Annotated in this window: 17 protein-coding genes; 2 read left to right on the top strand and 15 right to left on the bottom strand. The window is 72.8% G+C overall.

Annotation, left to right across the window (positions count from 1 at the left end; all coding sequences use genetic code 11):
• Together E1284_RS08715 and E1284_RS08710 are read left to right on the top strand one after the other, a co-directional pair.
• Nucleotides 1-973 (top strand): acyl-CoA dehydrogenase family protein (locus E1284_RS08715; RefSeq protein ID WP_131938500.1); only part of this gene is annotated, 973 nt, incomplete at its 5' end.
• A 15-nt stretch (nt 974-988) separates the two neighbouring features.
• Nucleotides 989-1,591 carry a cysteine hydrolase family protein gene (locus E1284_RS08710; protein ID WP_131938499.1) on the top strand — a complete coding sequence of 201 codons (603 nt, stop codon included), beginning with the start codon at nt 989-991 and terminating at the stop codon, nt 1,589-1,591.
• 99 nt (nt 1,592-1,690) lie between these two features.
• Here E1284_RS08710 and E1284_RS08705 read toward each other — a convergent pair whose 3' ends face one another.
• From E1284_RS08705 to E1284_RS08635, 15 genes are all read right to left on the bottom strand, one after another.
• Nucleotides 1,691-2,584 (bottom strand): TIGR03564 family F420-dependent LLM class oxidoreductase, encoded by an 894-nt coding sequence (locus tag E1284_RS08705; RefSeq protein WP_131938498.1) that lies wholly within the window; start codon nt 2,582-2,584, stop codon nt 1,691-1,693.
• The gene (locus E1284_RS08700) at nt 2,581-3,330 is read right to left on the bottom strand and encodes an enoyl-CoA hydratase/isomerase family protein (protein WP_131938497.1); all 750 of its coding nucleotides are present in this window, start codon (nt 3,328-3,330) and stop codon (nt 2,581-2,583) included. Before E1284_RS08700 ends, E1284_RS08705 begins: the two co-directional genes overlap by 4 nt.
• Nucleotides 3,327-3,806, bottom strand: coding sequence for a MaoC family dehydratase (locus E1284_RS08695; protein ID WP_131938496.1), 480 nt, complete (start codon nt 3,804-3,806; stop codon nt 3,327-3,329). Before E1284_RS08695 ends, E1284_RS08700 begins: the two co-directional genes overlap by 4 nt.
• A gap of 4 nt (nt 3,807-3,810) precedes the next feature.
• A complete protein-coding gene (locus E1284_RS08690) occupies nt 3,811-5,328 on the bottom strand; it encodes a class I adenylate-forming enzyme family protein (protein ID WP_243714348.1) in 1,518 nt (505 codons plus the stop codon).
• 119 nt (nt 5,329-5,447) lie between these two features.
• On the bottom strand, nt 5,448-6,323 hold the full coding sequence (locus tag E1284_RS08685) for an HpcH/HpaI aldolase/citrate lyase family protein (protein WP_131938495.1): 876 nt from the start codon (nt 6,321-6,323) through the stop codon (nt 5,448-5,450).
• Nucleotides 6,320-7,480 carry an acyl-CoA dehydrogenase family protein gene (locus E1284_RS08680; RefSeq protein ID WP_131938494.1) on the bottom strand — a complete coding sequence of 387 codons (1,161 nt, stop codon included), beginning with the start codon at nt 7,478-7,480 and terminating at the stop codon, nt 6,320-6,322. The genes E1284_RS08685 and E1284_RS08680 overlap by 4 nt, the downstream gene beginning before the upstream one ends.
• The gene (locus E1284_RS08675) at nt 7,480-7,953 is read right to left on the bottom strand and encodes a Zn-ribbon domain-containing OB-fold protein (protein ID WP_131938493.1); all 474 of its coding nucleotides are present in this window, start codon (nt 7,951-7,953) and stop codon (nt 7,480-7,482) included. Before E1284_RS08675 ends, E1284_RS08680 begins: the two co-directional genes overlap by 1 nt.
• Nucleotides 7,950-9,098, bottom strand: coding sequence for an acetyl-CoA acetyltransferase (locus E1284_RS08670; RefSeq protein ID WP_131938492.1), 1,149 nt, complete (start codon nt 9,096-9,098; stop codon nt 7,950-7,952). Before E1284_RS08670 ends, E1284_RS08675 begins: the two co-directional genes overlap by 4 nt.
• Entirely contained in the window at nt 9,095-9,550 is a 456-nt protein-coding gene (locus tag E1284_RS08665; protein ID WP_131938491.1) for a MaoC/PaaZ C-terminal domain-containing protein, read from the bottom strand. Before E1284_RS08665 ends, E1284_RS08670 begins: the two co-directional genes overlap by 4 nt.
• Nucleotides 9,547-10,047 carry an FAS1-like dehydratase domain-containing protein gene (locus tag E1284_RS08660; protein ID WP_131938490.1) on the bottom strand — a complete coding sequence of 167 codons (501 nt, stop codon included), beginning with the start codon at nt 10,045-10,047 and terminating at the stop codon, nt 9,547-9,549. Before E1284_RS08660 ends, E1284_RS08665 begins: the two co-directional genes overlap by 4 nt.
• Nucleotides 10,044-11,276 carry a RidA family protein gene (locus E1284_RS08655; protein WP_131938489.1) on the bottom strand — a complete coding sequence of 411 codons (1,233 nt, stop codon included), beginning with the start codon at nt 11,274-11,276 and terminating at the stop codon, nt 10,044-10,046. Before E1284_RS08655 ends, E1284_RS08660 begins: the two co-directional genes overlap by 4 nt.
• The gene (locus E1284_RS08650) at nt 11,273-12,658 is read right to left on the bottom strand and encodes an MmgE/PrpD family protein (protein WP_131938488.1); all 1,386 of its coding nucleotides are present in this window, start codon (nt 12,656-12,658) and stop codon (nt 11,273-11,275) included. The genes E1284_RS08655 and E1284_RS08650 overlap by 4 nt, the downstream gene beginning before the upstream one ends.
• On the bottom strand, nt 12,655-13,917 hold the full coding sequence (locus E1284_RS08645; protein ID WP_131938487.1) for a CaiB/BaiF CoA transferase family protein: 1,263 nt from the start codon (nt 13,915-13,917) through the stop codon (nt 12,655-12,657). Before E1284_RS08645 ends, E1284_RS08650 begins: the two co-directional genes overlap by 4 nt.
• Nucleotides 13,914-14,948 (bottom strand): LLM class flavin-dependent oxidoreductase, encoded by a 1,035-nt coding sequence (locus tag E1284_RS08640; RefSeq protein WP_131938486.1) that lies wholly within the window; start codon nt 14,946-14,948, stop codon nt 13,914-13,916. The genes E1284_RS08645 and E1284_RS08640 overlap by 4 nt, the downstream gene beginning before the upstream one ends.
• Complete coding sequence (locus E1284_RS08635; RefSeq protein WP_131938485.1) at nt 14,945-15,481, bottom strand: MaoC family dehydratase; 537 nt, start codon at nt 15,479-15,481, stop codon at nt 14,945-14,947. The genes E1284_RS08640 and E1284_RS08635 overlap by 4 nt, the downstream gene beginning before the upstream one ends.
• Between the last annotated feature and the right edge of the window lie 216 nt (nt 15,482-15,697).

Below are 15,697 nucleotides of genomic sequence, written 5' to 3'. Positions count from 1 at the left end.
GGGCGGGACCGTCGGCGACGCGGTGGCGGTCACCGAGGAGATCGCCCGCGTCCTCCCCGGCCTGGCCGTCGACTACGTCACCTGCGGCATGGCCATGCGGATGCTGGGCCGCGACGGCGGAGCGGCCGCGGCCGCCCGCGCCTGGCTGCCGGAGATCGCGTCCGGCGAGATGATCTGCTCGTTCGGGATGAGCGAACCCGACGTCGGCACCGACCTGCTGAACCTTCGCACGTCCGCCCGCGCCGAGGACGGACGCTGGGTGCTGCGGGGCCAGAAGCTCTGGATCTCCCTCGCCCACAAGGCCGAGATCGCGTTCGTGCTGTGCCGCACCGACCCGCCCGAGGAGAAGCGGCGGTCGCGGGGCCTCAGCGTGATCGCCGTGCCGCTCGACCAGCCGGGCGTCACCGTCAGCCGCGTCCACCTCGCCGGGATGCGCGCCGCCGGGACCTGCGAGATCTACTTCGATGACGCGGTCGCGCCGCTCGACCACCTCGTCGGCGAGCGGGGCAGGGGCATGGCGCTCCTCGCCCAGACCCTCGACGTGGAACGCGTCCTGGCCGCAGGGATCAGCCTGGGGATCGGACGCGCCGCCCTGGACCTGCACCTGACCCACCTGCGCGAGCGTGAGGCGTTCGGCGGGCCCATCGGCCGCTTCCAGGCGCTGCAGCACGCCGCCGCCGACTCGGCCGCCGACCTGTCGGCGTCCCGGGCGCTGGTGAACACCGCCGTCCGCGCCATCGAGGACGGTCGCCCGGCGACTGCGCTGACCGCGATGGCCAAGCTCGTCGCCGGCGAGTCGACGGCCCGCATCGTCGACCGCGGGATGCGCGCGATGGCCGCGCACGGCCTCGCCGAGGAGTCGGCGATGCAGATGTACTTCCGGGACGCCCGGCTGCAGCTGTTCAGTCCCGTGAGCAACGACATGATCCGCAACATCCTCGGCGAGTCGCTCGGCCTGCCGAGAAGCTACTGAGTCGGGAGGTTTCCGGTGGAGATCACCAAAGAGAACACCGCGCTGCTGGTCGTCGACATGCAGAACAGCTTCACCGAGGCCAAGGGCTCCATGGCGGCGATGGGACTGCCGCACGAGGAGCTCCGCCCCGCGATCGCGGGCTGCCGCACCTTGATCGACGCCGCGCACGCGGCCGGAGTCCCGGTGATCTACACTCGCTACGTCTTCCAGCCCGGCTACACGGACGGCGGCCTGGTCCCCGGCAGCATCGTCCCGGCCATCAAGGAGGTCGGCGCCCTCGCGGCTGGCAGCTGGGATGCGGAGATCTGCGACGAGCTGGCCCCGGCCGAGGGCGACATCGTCATCGACAAGTCGCGGCCCAGCGCCTTCTACGGCACCCGCCTGGAGCCGATCCTCACCGGCCTCGACGTCCGCTCGCTGGTCATCTGCGGGGTGACCACGAACATCTGCGTCGAGACCACCGCGCGGGACGCGGGCCAGCGCGACTACGCCACCCACGTGATCAGCGACGCGACCGCGGAGTTCGACAAGGCCAGGCACGACTACGCGCTGCACGGAATCGGCTTCATCTTCGGCTGGGTCAACACGGTGGACGACGTCGTCCGCGCCTGGGCCTGACCCCGCGATCCGCCCGCGGCGCACCTCCCGCCTTCTCAGCAGCCGAGCGGGGCGGTGCGCCGCGGGTCCTGTCGTGCGTGCGATCCCCGCGGCAGGCCGTCAGCGGGCGAGGGCCGCGACCAGGGCGCGGGTGGCGGCCCGCTCGCCGGGGGTGCCGAAGATCTTGGCGGCGAACGTGGTCACGCCCAGGTCGGCGAACGACTCGATCCGGGCGGCGACCGTGTCGGCGTCGCCGATCAGCGCCATCCGGCCGGGCGTCTCGCAGCCCTCCCGGTCGAGCATCGCGCGGTAGGACGGCAGTGTGCCGTACCACTCCAGCTCCGCCTCGGCGCGGGCCAGGGCGGCGGCCATGTCGCCGGTCACGCAGACCGGTAGCGGAACGATGATCTCTGGGGCGGCGCGCCCGGCCTTGGCGGCGGCTTCCTGGATCGTGGGGACCGTGAGCTCCCGGAGGGTGCGCGGACCGACCATCCACGTGATGGTGCCGTCGGCGAGGGCACCGGTGATCTCCAGCATCTTCGGGCCGAGGGCGGCGACGAGGACGGACGGTATCGGCGCGTGGGGGATGTCGAGGTCGCCGCGGGCCGTCAGCATCTCTCCCCTGAACCGGACGCGCCGGGTCAGCGCACCGGTGAGCGCCTCCAGGTACTCGCGCATGTACCGGGCCGGACGGTCGTACGACATGCCCCAGCACGGTTCGACCACGGACGGGTGGGACGGCCCGATGCCGAGTGCGAGCCGTCCGTCCACGAGCAGGTTGGTGGTCAGCGCCTGCTGGGCGAGTGCCATCGGGTGCCGCGGGTGGACCGGGACCACGGCCGTGCCGACCCGCAGCCCCGGCAGGTCACGGGCGACCGCGCCGATGACGGTGAGCGTGTCGGTCCCGAAGGCCTGCGTCAGCCAGTAGCTGTCGATGCCGTCCCGTGCCGCCGCGCGCAGGTCGGCGGCGGTCTCCTCGATGTCGTCGACCTGGTCGAAGATCCCTATCTTCACGACCCGGCCCCGGACCGGAACGCGAGCAGGTCGCGGCCGGACGCGCGCATCAGCAGCGCCAGGCCGAGCGCCTCGGCGCGGGACCGCTGGTCCTCGACGGCCGTCCAGATGGTCTCCAGGCTGTTGGCGAGGATCTCCGGTGGGTGCCGGGCCATCACGTGCGCGATCTCCAGGGCGCGCGGCACGAGCTCCTCCAGCGGGACGACCTCGGTGACCAGGCCCAGTTCGCGGGCGCGTTCCGCGCCCAGCCGGTACGCGCGGCCGCTGGCCACCATGCGGGTGACCTCGGTGAGCGGCAGCCGGCTGAGCAGGCCGACGGCCTCGACGGGGTTGGCCAGGCCCACGTCGATGTGGGTGTCGAAGAACGTCGCGTTGTCCGAGCAGAGGATCACGTCGGCGTCGTTGACGAAGTGCCATCCGCCGGCGCAGCAGTGGCCGTTGACGGCGACGACGATCGGCTTGAACACGCGCAGGTCGCGGGAGGTGAGTGCGACCCGGCCGTCCTCGTCCAGGGACGGGCTGGCCACGCCGCCGGCGAGGGTGTCGTCCACGTCGAGGCCGGTGGAGAAGCTGCGGTCGCCCGCTCCGGTCAGCACCGCGGCGCGCAGGTCGTCGTCGTCGCGGAACGTCCGCCAGACCTCGCGCAGCTCCCGCACCATCCGGGCGTCGTAGGCGTTGAGCACCTCGGGCCGGTTCATCGTGACGAGCAGGACGTGCCCGTCCCGGGTGACGTCGAGGGTGTTCACGCGTCCTCCGCGATCGGCTTGAGCAGGTAGCCGCGGCGCATCGTGAGGACGGTCGTGCCGTCCTGCTTGCGGACGACGTCGCGGACCCGGCCCACGAACGCGGACCCGCCCGGCGTCGGCTCCAGGGTGTGCACCTCGATGTCCACGGTGATCGTGTCGTTCTCGAACACCGGTGCCTCGTAGCGGACCTCGTCGATGCCGAGGGCCGCGTGGCAGTCGAGGCCCGCCGCCGCCCAGCTCGCGTACATCGTGGGCGAGCTCAGCCCGGCCGCGATCGCGAGCAGGCAGGGGCCGCCGAGGATGCGGCGGCCGAACCCGGTTCCGGACATGTACTCGTCGTCGGTGTGCAGGGGGCCGTTCTCCCACGTCGCGTTGATGATCGCGGCGAAGTCGCCGGACGTGAGGGTGCGGCCCGGGGTGCGCAGCGTGGCACCCGCGGCGAACGCCGCGGGCAGGACGGGCTTCAGGGCGGTCACGTGCTCACGCTCCGTAGGTGTCGCGGATGACCCGCTTGAGGATCTTGCCGTTGGCGTTCTTCGGCAACTCGTCCACGGCCTTCCACACTCTCGGGGCCTTGTAGCCCGCGAGCCGCTCGCGGACGGCCGCCTCCATGGCGGCGAAGTCGAGTCCTGCCCCGTCGCGCGGCACGACGAACGCGGCGACCGTCTCGCCCCACTTCTCGTCGGGCAGGCCGACGACGGCGACCTCGGCGACGCCGTCGCAGTGGTGCAGGACGCCCTCGATCTCGCGCGGGTAGATGTTCGCCGCGCCAGAGATGATCATGTCCTTCTTGCGGTCGACGATGCTGATGAAGCCCTCCTCGTCGCGGACGGCGATGTCCCCGGAGGACAGGTAGCCGTCCGGCCGGATCGCCTCGGCGGTGGCCTCGGGGTCGTCCAGGTAGCCGATCATGTTGAACGGGGAGTACCCGAACAGCTCGCCCGACTCGCCCGGCCCGACCTCCCGGCCGTCCTCGTCGAGCAGCTTCACGTCGGTCATCCACCACGGGTGCCCGACCGACCCGGCCTTGCGGAGCGCGTCGTGGGGCCGCAGGTTCGTCACGATGCCCGCCTCGGTGGAGCCGTACACCTCGTGCACGCCGACGTGCGGGAACGTCTCGATCACCCATTCCTTCAGCGGCACCGGCAGCGCGGCGGCGTTGAAGTACAGGGTCTCCAGGCTGGACAGGTCCCACCTGCGCGGCGACTGCTCCATGACCTGCCGCAGCATCAGCGCGTGCGTCGGCACCAGGAAGATCGTCTGGAGCCGGTCGCGCTCGATCATGTGGAGCAGCTCCTCGGGGTCCCAGCGGCGCAGCATGGACGTCTGCCCGCCCATGAACGGACCCGCGTAGGCGAAGCAGAACCCGGCGCCGAGCGCCATCGGCGCGACCGCCGCGGTCCGCCTGCCGGGGCCGACGCCGAAGTCGACCGCGCAGCCGAACATGGTGAGGACCCGGGACCGGTGGGTGAGCAGGGCGCCCTTCGGCTGTCCCGTCGTCCCGGACGTGTACTGCACGCAGAACGGCTCGGTCTCGCTGACCTCGACGCGCGGGTCGACCGCTCGCGCCCCCGCGAGGGCCTGGTCGTAGGGACGGCCCCAGTCCAGCGAGCCGAGGGCGAGGGCGAGGGGCAGGTCCTCGACCAGTTCGGGCACGCTGTCCTGGAAGACCGCGTCGGCGATCAGGCCGGTCGCGCCGGACCGCTCGATCAGCGAGCCGTGCTCGGCGGCGGTGCCGCGCGGGTTCAGCGGGACCATCGCCACCCCGGCCTTCGCCGCGCCCGCGGCGACCTCCACGTACTCCAGCTGGTTGCCGAGCAGCACGGCCACGCGGTCGCCGGGGGTGAACCCCGCGTCCACGAGCAGGCCGGCGACGCGGTTGCTGCGGTCGTCCAGCTCGGCGAACGTCAGCCTCCGGTCCCCGTCGATCAGTGCTGTGGCACGCGGCGCGCTGTGCGCGAACTCGCGGATCCCGCTGGCGATGTTCATCTGTGCCATGGCTGCCCGCCTCTTTCCCTTGCTACTTGCGTTCTACAAGTGCCGTCTGATCTATCTCTCGACCACGGTTGAGTGACTTGACCCTGCCTGGTGCAGGGTATGTCAGTTATATGTCTGATTTATTTCGGTGTGATGATCGGGCCGAGTCCGGAGGTGGCCAGGGTGCGGCGCGCCAGCCGGATCACGGCCGCGTCGATCAGCCGGCCGTCGGCGTCCAGCACGACGCCCGACCCGGCGGCCGCCGCCGCCTCGTACCGCGCCAGGACGTCCTTCGCCCGCGCGACCTCCGGCGCCGACGGCGTGAACACCTCGTGCACGACCGGGAGCTGCGCGGGGTGGATGCACGCCCGCCCCGCGAAGCCCTGCCGCCGGACCCGCTCGGTGGACTCCGCGAGCGCCGCCGGATCGGCGGTGATCGTCGACACCGGGCCGACCGGCGGGGCGAGCCCCGCGGCGGCGCCGGCCATGACGGTCATGCTCCGGGCGAACGCCAGTTCCGCGTCGTCCGGGCCGGGGGCGAGCCCCGCGTCGGCGGCCAGGTCCACCTCGCCGATCTGGAGCCGGTGGACCCTGGGCGCCCGGGCGATGTCCCGGACGTCCAGGATCGCCCCCGCGGTCTCCAGCAGCGGCATGAGCAGGGTCGTCACGTCCCCGAGGCCGGCCAGCAGCCCGGCGATCCCCGCGACCTGCCCGGCGTCCTCGGCCTTGGCGAGCACGAGCCCGGTCAGCCGGGGCAGCCCGGCGAGCGCCCGCACGTCCTCGTGCCCCGTCTCGCCGCCGTTGATCCGCACCCACAGCTCGGTGCCGCCGGCCGCGGGCCGCGACCGCAGCCAGCCGGCGACCGCGCGGCGCGCCGCGTCCTTGCCGGCCGGCGGGACCGCGTCCTCCAGGTCGACGATCAGTGCGTCCGCGCCGCGGGTGAGCGCCTTGCCGAGCTTGTCCGGGGCGTTGCCCGGCACGTAGAGGTAACTGCGGGGCAGCCGGCCGACCGTCATCGCACGACCGTCTCGCCGCGCAGCAGGGACTTGGCCACCACCGTCCGCAGGACGTCGTTGGTGCCCTCCCCGATGCTCATCAGGATCGCGTCGCGGTAGAGCCGCTCCACCTCGTACTCGGTGGAGTAGCCGTAGCCGCCGTGGACCTTCATCGCCTCGATCGACGCCTGCAGCGCGACCTCGGAGCAGAAGATCTTCGCCATGCCGGTCTGCCCGTCGGCGCGGCCCCGCCGGACCGCGTCCGCCGCGAAGTAGGCCATGAGCCGGGCGGCCTGGAGCTGGGTCGCCACGCTCGCGAGCTGCAGCTGCACGGCCTGGAACTCGCCGATGGGCTGCCCGAACGCCTTGCGCTGCCCCGCGTAGGCGAGGGCCTCGTCGTGGGCGCGCTGGGCGATGCCGACCGAGCGGGCGGCGATGTTGACCCGGCCCCACTCCAGCGCGGACAGCGCGTGCTGCATGCCCTTGCCCTCGACGCCGCCGAGGAGGTTCTCCTTCGGCACCCGCACGTTGTCCAGGACGATCTCGCAGGACTCCGTGCCCTTGTAGCCGAGCTTCGGGATGTCCTTGGTGATCTGGTAGCCCTCGGTGCCGGCGTCCACGAGCAGGATGCTCATGCCCTTGTGCGCCGGGGTCGCGGTCGGGTCGGTCTTCACCAGCACCGGCAGCGGGTCCGCGTACCGCGCGTTGGTGATCCACATCTTGGACCCGTTGACGACGTAGTGGTCGCCCTCCAGCCGGGCCGTGGTGCGGATGCCCTGCAGGTCGGTGCCCGCGTCCGGCTCGGTGAGACCGATGCCGGTCCGGCGCTCACCGGACGCGAGGCCCGGCAGGTACCTGTTCTTCTGCTCCTCGGTGCCGCGCATCGCGATCATGCGGCAGGCCAGCGAGTGGCTGCCGAGGATGCCGGCGATGCCCATCCAGCCGCGCGCGATCTCCTCGAAGACCAGCGCGAACGAGACGGGGTCGAGGTCGAGGCCGCCGTACTCCTCCGGGACGGTGATCCCGAACAGCCCCATGTCCCGCATGCCCTTGACGATCTCGGTGGGGTAGCGGCCGGACTGCTCCCAGTCGCGCGCCACCGGGATGATCTCGTTGTCCACGAAGTCGCGCAGGACGGCGCGGAACTCGCGCTGTTCCTCGTTGAGCTGGAAATCCACTAGTTGCCTTCCTTGGTCTCAGGGGACGACGGTGCGGCGGACGCCGCGCCCGGGACGAAAACCGGCAGGGCGCGTCCGTCGTCGAGGTCGACCCAGGCGACCCGGACCGGGTCGTCGATGCGCCATTCATCCGGGTCCCGCCCCTGGAGGCGGGTGAGGAGGACGACCCCCTCGTCCAGCCGGACCCGGGCGATCACGTACGGGACGGCGAGGTCCGGGCGCGGCGCGCGGTGCACCACCGTGAAGGAGTCCACGACGCCCGTGCCGGCGGACCCGGCCCAGTCGAGTTCGTCGTCCGACCCGCAGTGAACGCAGAGCGGACGCGGCGGATGCTGCGCGCCCGGCCGGCCCTCCCGGACACAGCGCGCGCAGGTCTGCAGGACGAGGCGGTGCTCCCGCGTCGCCTCCCACCAGGGGCCCGTGATCTCGTCGGGCGCCGGGACGCCGGGCTTGAAGCCGTCGAGGCCGGTCATCGGTCCACCCCCAGCACCACCGTGGCGTGCGTCGACAGGATCCCGCCCGTGCCGTGCGCGACCGCGAGCCGCGCGTCCGGGACCTGCCGGTCCCCGCACTCGCCGCGCAGCTGCCGCACCGCCTCGACCAGCAGCAGGATTCCGAACTGGCCCGGGTGGCAGTAGGACAGGCCGCCGCCCGAGGTGTTGAGCGGGAAGGCGCCGCCGGGCCTGATCCGGCCGCCGGCGATCCAGTCGAGGGCCTCGCCGCGCCCGCAGAAGCCGAGCCCCTCCAGCGTCAGCGCGACCGTGATCGTGAACGAGTCGTACACCTGCACGACGTCGATGTCGGCCGGGGTGACGCCGGCGCGGGCGAACGCGTCGGCACCGGAGCCGACCGCGCCGGTGACGGTCGGGTCGGGCACCGCGGTCATCGAGGTGTTGGTCGTCCGCTCGCCGTACCCGAGCACCTCGACGGGCGTGCGGCGCAGGTCGCGGGCGCGTTCCAGCGAGGTGAGGACGATCGCGCCGCCGCCGTCGGTGACGAGGCAGGAGTCCAGCGCGGTGAGCGGGCTGGAGATCATCGCCGAGCCGAGCACGTCGTCCGCGGTGAGCGGGCCCTTGCCGTAGCGGAACGCGGCCGGGTTCAGCAGCGCCCACTCCCGCGCGGCCACCGCGATCTCCGCGAGCTGCTCGCGGGTCTTGCCGTAGGCGTGCAGGTACCGCTGCGCGGCCATCGCGTAGTACGACAGCGGGAACAGCGGCCCGTACGGCGTCTCGAACTGCGCCTCGGGCGTGTGGTCCTCGATGACGCCGCCGAGCGAGCGGGACCGTGCCGACCGCTGGTTGGACGCGAAGGTGATCACGACGGTCTCGGCCTGCCCCGCCTGGATCGCCTGGGCGGCGCGGGCGACGAACATCTCGTACACCGAGCCGCCCGCGTACGTCGAGTCCGTCCAGCGCGGCTCGATGCCGAAGTAGTCGGCGAGCTGGGTCGCCGAGAACCGGGACACGCCGGTCGTGGCGATGCCGTCGACGTCGCGCAGGCCGAGGCCCGCGTCGGCCAGCGCCCGCGAGACCGCCTGCGCCTGGAGCCCGAGGATCGACCGGTTCGTCACGCCGAGGTCGCACTCGGCGGCGCCGACGATCGCGACACCCGTGCTCATCGTGCCTCCTTCCCGCCCGGCCCGTCGGCCGTGCCGAGCAGGACCCGGGCGCTCGCCGGGGCGACCGCGACGCGGTCGACCTCGCCGCCGTCGCCGACGACGACCACCCGGAGGTCGAGGTCGAGGTGGCCGGCACCGGCCCCGGTGACCGTGCCCTCGCAGCGGACGGTCTCCTCCGCGAACACCAGCGCCTTGAAGTTGAACTCCAGCGTGTGGACGAAGCACTGCGGGCCGAGCCAGTCCTGGATCTGCTCGACCAGGAGGGCGCCGAACACCTGGCCGTCCACGACCACGCCGGGCAGCGCGGACGCCTTGATGAAGTCCAGGTCGTAGTGCAGCCGGTACCAGTCCCAGGTGGCCCCCGCGTAGGCGATCATCTCCGGGAAGGTGATCGTGCGTTCCAGCGGGGGCACCGTCTCCCCGGCCCGGTGCGTTGCCGTCGCGGCGGTCATGCCCCCGCCTCCAGCGATACGTAGATGATGGTCTCCTCGTTCTCCGCGAGCAGGTCCCCGTCCTGCTGCGTGTACGTCGCCCGCGAGGTGATGATCAGCATCTCCGCGCCCGCCCGGTTCCGCTTGCCGGCCACCTCGGTGATCTCCCAGGTGGCGGTGACGATGTCGGACGGGAGGATCCGGCGGTGGAACACGTAGCGGTTGCCGCCGCGGACCTGCCGGGTGCCGGGGAGCCGGATGCCCCAGTTGTGGCCCGCGTGGCCGTCCGGGTCGATCGGCAGGTTCGCGTACTGGTTCGTCTCGCAGATCAGCGTCGGCGGCGCGGTCACGTCGGCCAGGCCCTGCGCCCGCGCGTACTCCGGGTCGGAGTACAGCGGGTTGTGGTCGCCGATCGCCAGCCCGAAGTAGCGGCCCGCCGCGGCGCCGAGCGGCTCGGGCGCGGTGTAGACCTTCCTCCGGCCGACGAGCGCGCGCATCTCGTCGGTGAGCAGCGTCATGACGCGTCCTTCACGGTGGGGGCGCCCTCTGGGTACAGGGCGGTCGGGAACACCTCCAGGAGGAACTCCGGCCGCAGCAGCGCCTTGCAGATCGCCCCGGTCGACGCCGGCCAGGGCGGCGACAGCAGCCGCTCCCGGACGGGCGCGACCGCGCGGTACTGCCGCAGCGCCGACTCGACGCAGAACTCGATGGTCGACAGCAGGTCCGCCGGGCCGAGGCCCGCGTACTCCAGCAGGTGCAGGACGGAGCCGTAGGTGACCTCCGCCTGCGCCCCGATGTCGCCGGGGTGCAGCGCCTCCTGCGTCTCCATGTCGAGCGCCCCGAACCCGGACATGAACAGGGTGCGTCCCGCGCGGACGCCCGGCGCGTAGGTCAGCGTGTCGTACCGCGACCAGCCCGGGTTCACCAGTTCGAGCGGGTGCCGCGACGCGGTGACGTCGATCGCGACGAGCGACTCGGGGTGGTGCAGCCGGCTCATCAGGATGCCGCCGGCTCCCGGGTACATGCCCGCGCCGCCGAGCCGCTCCTTCCGGACGCGGTGGGTCTTGCGGTACACCTCGCGCGTGGCGGGCGTCGAGTAGTCGTAGGTCGTCACCGCGTTGTCGAGCGACAGGCCCGCCTTGCGGAGCATCGCGTCCGCCCGGTCGAGGCAGTAGGCGTACTGGCCGACGAAGTCGCCGGGGCTGACGACGTCGCCCGACTCGTCCACCGGGACCATGGTCGGCAGGTGCACCGTGCCGTCGTGGCCCTCGCGGACCGGCGAGGGAGCCCACGTCCCGGCCTCGCGCGGCTCGCTCGCGGCGAGCAGTTCGGCGCCGCCCCCGCGGACGGCGTGCAGTTCGACCTCCAGCAGCGCGGCGGACCGGACGAGCCGCTCCACGACCACCGTCGTCACCGTGGGCCGGTGCTCGCCGAAGACCTCCCTGCGGACGGCGGCGGCCGCCTCGTAGTCGGCCAGCCCGGCGATCGTGACGTTCTCCGTCACGTGCACGACGTCGTCCGGGCCGTACCCGGCCGCCTCGATGATCGTCATGGTCTTCTTGTAGGCGGTCCGCGCCTGCTCGGTCATCGTCCCGGAGACGGTCATCTTCCCGACCGCCTCGTCGAACGCGGCGGCGGTGTGCCCGGACGACCACGCGCCTGCGTCCTCCGACAGCCCGAGGCAGAACGTGAACCCCTCGTAGGGGAACCACGGGAAGACGGCGGGCTTGATCGCTTGCAGTGTCATTGGTTCTCCTGCCGGTTGAACTGGGCGAGGCCGGCGGCGGCCCGCATGACGGCGGCGGCGCCGGGCTGCTCGCCGAGCGACTCGACGATCCGCGCGAACCCCTCCGCCTCCGCCGCCGGGACGCCGGCGGCGCCCTCGAACTTGGCGAGCAGTGCCGCGCGGCCGAGCGGGCGGTCGCCGCCGCCCGCGCTGCGCGGTACCGAACCCGCCACCTCGCGGCCGTCGGCGAGGGTGATCGTGACGCGGCCGGGCGCGTCGGCGGCGGCGACGCCGGGCGGGCCGGTGACGTCCCAGCGGACGCGTGCGGCGAGCCGGGTCACCTCGGGCCGGGCGATCGAGCCCGGCGCGAACGTGTCCAGCGCCAGCCCCCCGTCGGTGATCAGCGCCGCGACCGTCCAGGGCAGCGAGAACTTCGCCGCGTAGGGGGTCGCGGGCCGGGTCAGGTCGCGGGAGGTGTCGCAGACGGTCGGCGCCGAGTCCGGGTGGACCACGGCGTGGATGCTCGCGATCTCGTCCGGGACGAGCCGCTCGCGGGCCATCGCGTCCAGGACCGCGTCGATGGTGGCGTGCGACAGCTGGCACGCCGCGTACGGCTTGATCCCGATCCGGGTGGTCTCCCAGCGCTCCCCGAGCCCGGCGACGATGGAGGCCGGGTCGGCGGGTTTGCCGGAGAGGGCGTCGAACACGCCGTGCGGGCCGTCGAAGACGGTCTCCGGCCCGGTCGCGCCCGCCGCCGCGAGCCGCGCCGCGGTGATCCCGGACTGTGCCGCGAAGCCCGGGTGCAGCTGCTTGGTGGACGCGCCGGTGCCGAGGAAGGCGAGCAGGCCGCCCGCCTGGCTGCCCGCGATGCCGAGCGCGTCGACCGCCCGCGCCTCGTCCAGCCGCAGGAGCCGCGCGGCGACCAGGGCGGAGGAGAAGACCCCGGCGACCATGGTCGCGTGCAGGCCGCGGGCGTGGAAGCCGTGCGGCGCGGCGGCCGCGACGCGGCAGGCCGTCTCGTACCCGGCGACCGCCGTGAGCAGGATCTCCCGCCCGGAGGCGCCGGTCTGCTGGCCGACGGCGAACGCGGCGGGCAGCACGACGGCGGTCGCGTGCACCAGCCCGCCCGCGTGCGTGTCGTCGAAGTCGAGGGCGTGCACGAGCGTGCCGTTCGCGAGCGCGGCGGCGGGCGCCGACAGCAGCTCGCCGGTGCCGAGCACCGCCGCCTCCGGCGGGCCGCCGAGCCCCCGCGCCACCTCGATCGCGGGCGCCGCCGCGCCCGTCCGGAGGGCGCCGAGCGCGGTGCCGAACCCGTCGAGCAGGTGCCGGGTCGCGGCGGCGCTCACCGGCCCGGGCACCTCGGCCAGGCCGAGCGCCCAGGCGGCCAGCTCCCGTGCGATCATCGCGACGCCGCCTCCGGCTCGGTGTCGGCGGACGCGGCGGGCGCGCCGCGTTCGGCGGGCGCGTCGCCGAACGCCCCTCCGGCCCGCAGCCGCTCCACCGTGGCGTCGTCATACCCGGCGATCTCCCGGACGACCAGGTCGAAGTCCTCGTTGCGGCGCGGCGCCCTGCGGTACTCGGGCGGCTCGGAGCCCACCCGGACCGGCGAGGCGATCTGCTCCACCGTCCCGAACCGCGGGTGCTCGGTGGTCACCCGCAGCCCGCGGGCCTTGGTGTGCTCCTCCTGCATGGCCTGCTCGACGTCGTTGATGGGGCCGCAGGGGATGGACGCGGCGTACAGCTGCTCCAGCCATGCGTCCACGGTGCGCTGCCGGAAGATCTCCTCCAGGAGCGGGATCAGCGTGTCCTTGTTGCGCCGCCGGTCGGCGAACGAGCCGAACCCCGACTCGGGCTCGGCCCACTCGGGGCGGCCCACGACGGAGGCCAGCCGCGTCCAGAACTTCTCCTTCGCGCAGCCGACGATGAACCAGCCGTCGCTCGCCTCGAACGCCTGGAACGGCACCAGCGACGGGTGCGCGGAGTGGCGCGTCCGCTCCGGCGTGAACCCGGCGTTCAGGTGCCAGACCGCCGGGTAGGTCAGCAGCCCGATCGCGGTGTCGTACAGGCTGACGTCGCAGTCCATGCCGACGCCGTCGCGGCGCGCCGCGTGCAGCCCGGCCAGCAGTGAGATCGCGGCGACGAACCCGCCGGAGTAGTCGACCAGCGACAGCCCCGACTTGGTGGGCGGGCCGTCGGGCTCACCGGTCAGGTCCATCCAGCCGGCGAGGCCCTGGAGGACGTAGTCGTAGCCCGGCTCCTTGCTGCGCGGCCCCGTCATGCCGAACCCCGTCAGCGAGCAGCACACGATGGCCGGGTTCAGGTGCTTCAGGTCGTCGTAGGTGATGCCGATCTTCCTCGGGACGTCGCCGCGCAGGTTGGAGTACACGACGTCGGACACCTTCACGAGGTCCTCGAAGACCTGGCGGCCCGCGTCCGTCGACAGGTCGAGGGACAGGCTGCGCTTGTTGCGGTTGAACGTCTCGAAGAACAGGGAGTCCTCGCCCTCCCCGTACGGGGGGACGTAGCGCCCGACGTCGCCGCCGGACCGGGGCTCCTCGATCTTGATCACCTCGGCGCCGAGGTCGGCCAGGTGCACGCTGCCGAACGGGCCGGCACCGTACTGCTCGACGGCGATGATGCGGACGTCTTCCAGAGGTCTCACGGAGCGCTCCCTGTGAGGTCGGGCAGCAGCGCCAGGAGTTCGTCCTGGGCCGCGCGGGTCTCGGCGGCGCTGAGGCCGTGGGTCGGCGGGCTGAGCTTCACCGAGTCGGCGAGGCCCTCGTAGGCGGCGATGCGCTCGGCGACCTCCGCGCGCCCGCCCGCCATCGTGAGCGCGTCGATCATGTCGGCGGAGACCGTCTCGGCGAGGTGCTCGGCGCCGGTGCCGCTGCGGAACGCGTCGATCACCGCCTGCTGCTGCTCGGCCAGCCCGTGGAACTCGAAGAAGTCGGCGTAGGTGCGGACGCTGGCGTAGAAGCCGACGAGCCCGGAGACGCGGCGCAGCGCGGTGGCGCGGTCGTCCGACACCGAGCAGCACGCGGAGACGACGACGTCGACGTCTTCGCGCCGCTTGCCCTCGGCCCGGGCGATCCCGGCCTCCAGTTCCGGCAGCACCCGCTCGGCGAGGTAGCGCGGCGAGCACAGCTCGTGGCTGATCCAGCCGTCGCCGATCTCCCCGGCGAGCCGGGTCATGGCCGGGCCCATCGCGGCGAGGTGGACGGGGATGCCGGTGCGCGGGACGGCGAACGGGCGCTGGTAGCCGCGGATCCGCATCGGCTCCTCCTCGCCCGGCAGGTCGATGGGCTCACCGGTCGTGCACGTCTCCCAGAAGTGGCGGACGTTGCGGACGACCTCGCGCATGTGCCGGACGGGCTTGCCGAACGGCACGTTGTGCCAGTCCTCGTTGAGCCGCTGCACACCGGACCCGAGGCCGAGGATGAACCGCCCCTCGGACAGCTCGTCCAGGTCCAGCGCCTCCATCGCGGTGATCATGGGGCTGCGGGTGAACGCGAGCGCGATGCCGGTGCCGATCCGCGCCCGCTCGGTCGCGGCGGCGAGCGCGGCGGCGGCGACCGTGGCGCTGCGGTGCAGCTCGGGCACCCAGATGACCTCGGCGCCGCCGGCCTCGGCGCGGCGGGCCGCGTCGGTCAGCTCCGCGAGGGTCTCCCCCCAGGGCGCGAACGTGATCCTCATGCGCGTCCTTCCTCGGCGTCGAGGGTGAGCGGCTTCTTCGCCTCGGGGAACAGCTCGGCCAGCTGCTCGGCGCCTCGCTTGTAGACGTAGAAGGTGCGGCGGAACGTGCAGACCTCGTCCCCGTCCTGGTTCAGGGTGCGGGTGCGGATGGTGACGATGCCGGCGTGCGGGCGGCTCGACGACTCGCGCTTCTCCAGCACGATCGACTCGCTGAACAGCGTGTCGCCGGCGAAGACGGGGTGGGGGAGCTTGATGTCCTCCCAGCCGAGGTTGGCGAACGCGTTCTGCGTGGTGTCGGTGACGCTCTGCCCGACGGCGATCGCCACAGTGAGGGTGGACACGACCAGCGGCTTGCCGAACTCGGACTTCGCTGCGTACTCGCCGTTGAAGTGCATCTGGTTCGTGTTCATCGTCAGCAGCGTGAACCAGGTGTTGTCGCTCTCGGTGACCGTGCGCCCGAGGGGATGCCGGTAGACGTCGCCCACCTGGAAGTCCTCGTAGAACCGTCCGTTCCAGCCGTCCTGGAGCGTCATGGCCGTCCTCTCGCATCGCCGTGGTGCCGTTAAGGTCTGACATATTGATTCTAAGGCAAGGTCACGGCCGATGTCCAAGTTCGGGGGCCTCTCGGCCGAGTCGGTCTCCGGACTGCACCTCCTCCTTCGCCTGTGCGGCCGTAGTTGCCCCGTGGGGCCGTACCGGAGTTGACTGGCAGGACGGACGTGCGGATACTCATCCCGATTGATACATCA

Origin of the sequence: Actinomadura bangladeshensis (genome assembly GCF_004348335.1) — a bacterium.
Classification (GTDB): domain Bacteria; phylum Actinomycetota; class Actinomycetes; order Streptosporangiales; family Streptosporangiaceae; genus Spirillospora; species Spirillospora bangladeshensis.
The sequence above is the reverse complement of the archived record's forward strand: the minus strand, read 5'-3'. Positions and strand labels throughout refer to the sequence as shown.

Coding starts and splice junctions, on each gene's coding strand:
- E1284_RS08670 (WP_131938492.1), bottom strand. CDS start 9,098: ATGAGCACGGGTGTCGCGATCGTCGGCGCCGCCGAGTGCGACCTCGGC.
- E1284_RS08665 (WP_131938491.1), bottom strand. CDS start 9,550: ATGACCGCCGCGACGGCAACGCACCGGGCCGGGGAGACGGTGCCCCCG.
- E1284_RS08650 (WP_131938488.1), bottom strand. CDS start 12,658: ATGATCGCACGGGAGCTGGCCGCCTGGGCGCTCGGCCTGGCCGAGGTG.
- E1284_RS08675 (WP_131938493.1), bottom strand. CDS start 7,953: ATGACCGGCCTCGACGGCTTCAAGCCCGGCGTCCCGGCGCCCGACGAG.
- E1284_RS08635 (WP_131938485.1), bottom strand. CDS start 15,481: ATGACGCTCCAGGACGGCTGGAACGGACGGTTCTACGAGGACTTCCAG.
- E1284_RS08685 (WP_131938495.1), bottom strand. CDS start 6,323: ATGACGGTCGGCCGGCTGCCCCGCAGTTACCTCTACGTGCCGGGCAAC.
- E1284_RS08690 (WP_243714348.1), bottom strand. CDS start 5,328: ATGGCACAGATGAACATCGCCAGCGGGATCCGCGAGTTCGCGCACAGC.
- E1284_RS08655 (WP_131938489.1), bottom strand. CDS start 11,276: ATGACACTGCAAGCGATCAAGCCCGCCGTCTTCCCGTGGTTCCCCTAC.
- E1284_RS08660 (WP_131938490.1), bottom strand. CDS start 10,047: ATGACGCTGCTCACCGACGAGATGCGCGCGCTCGTCGGCCGGAGGAAG.
- E1284_RS08640 (WP_131938486.1), bottom strand. CDS start 14,948: ATGAGGATCACGTTCGCGCCCTGGGGGGAGACCCTCGCGGAGCTGACC.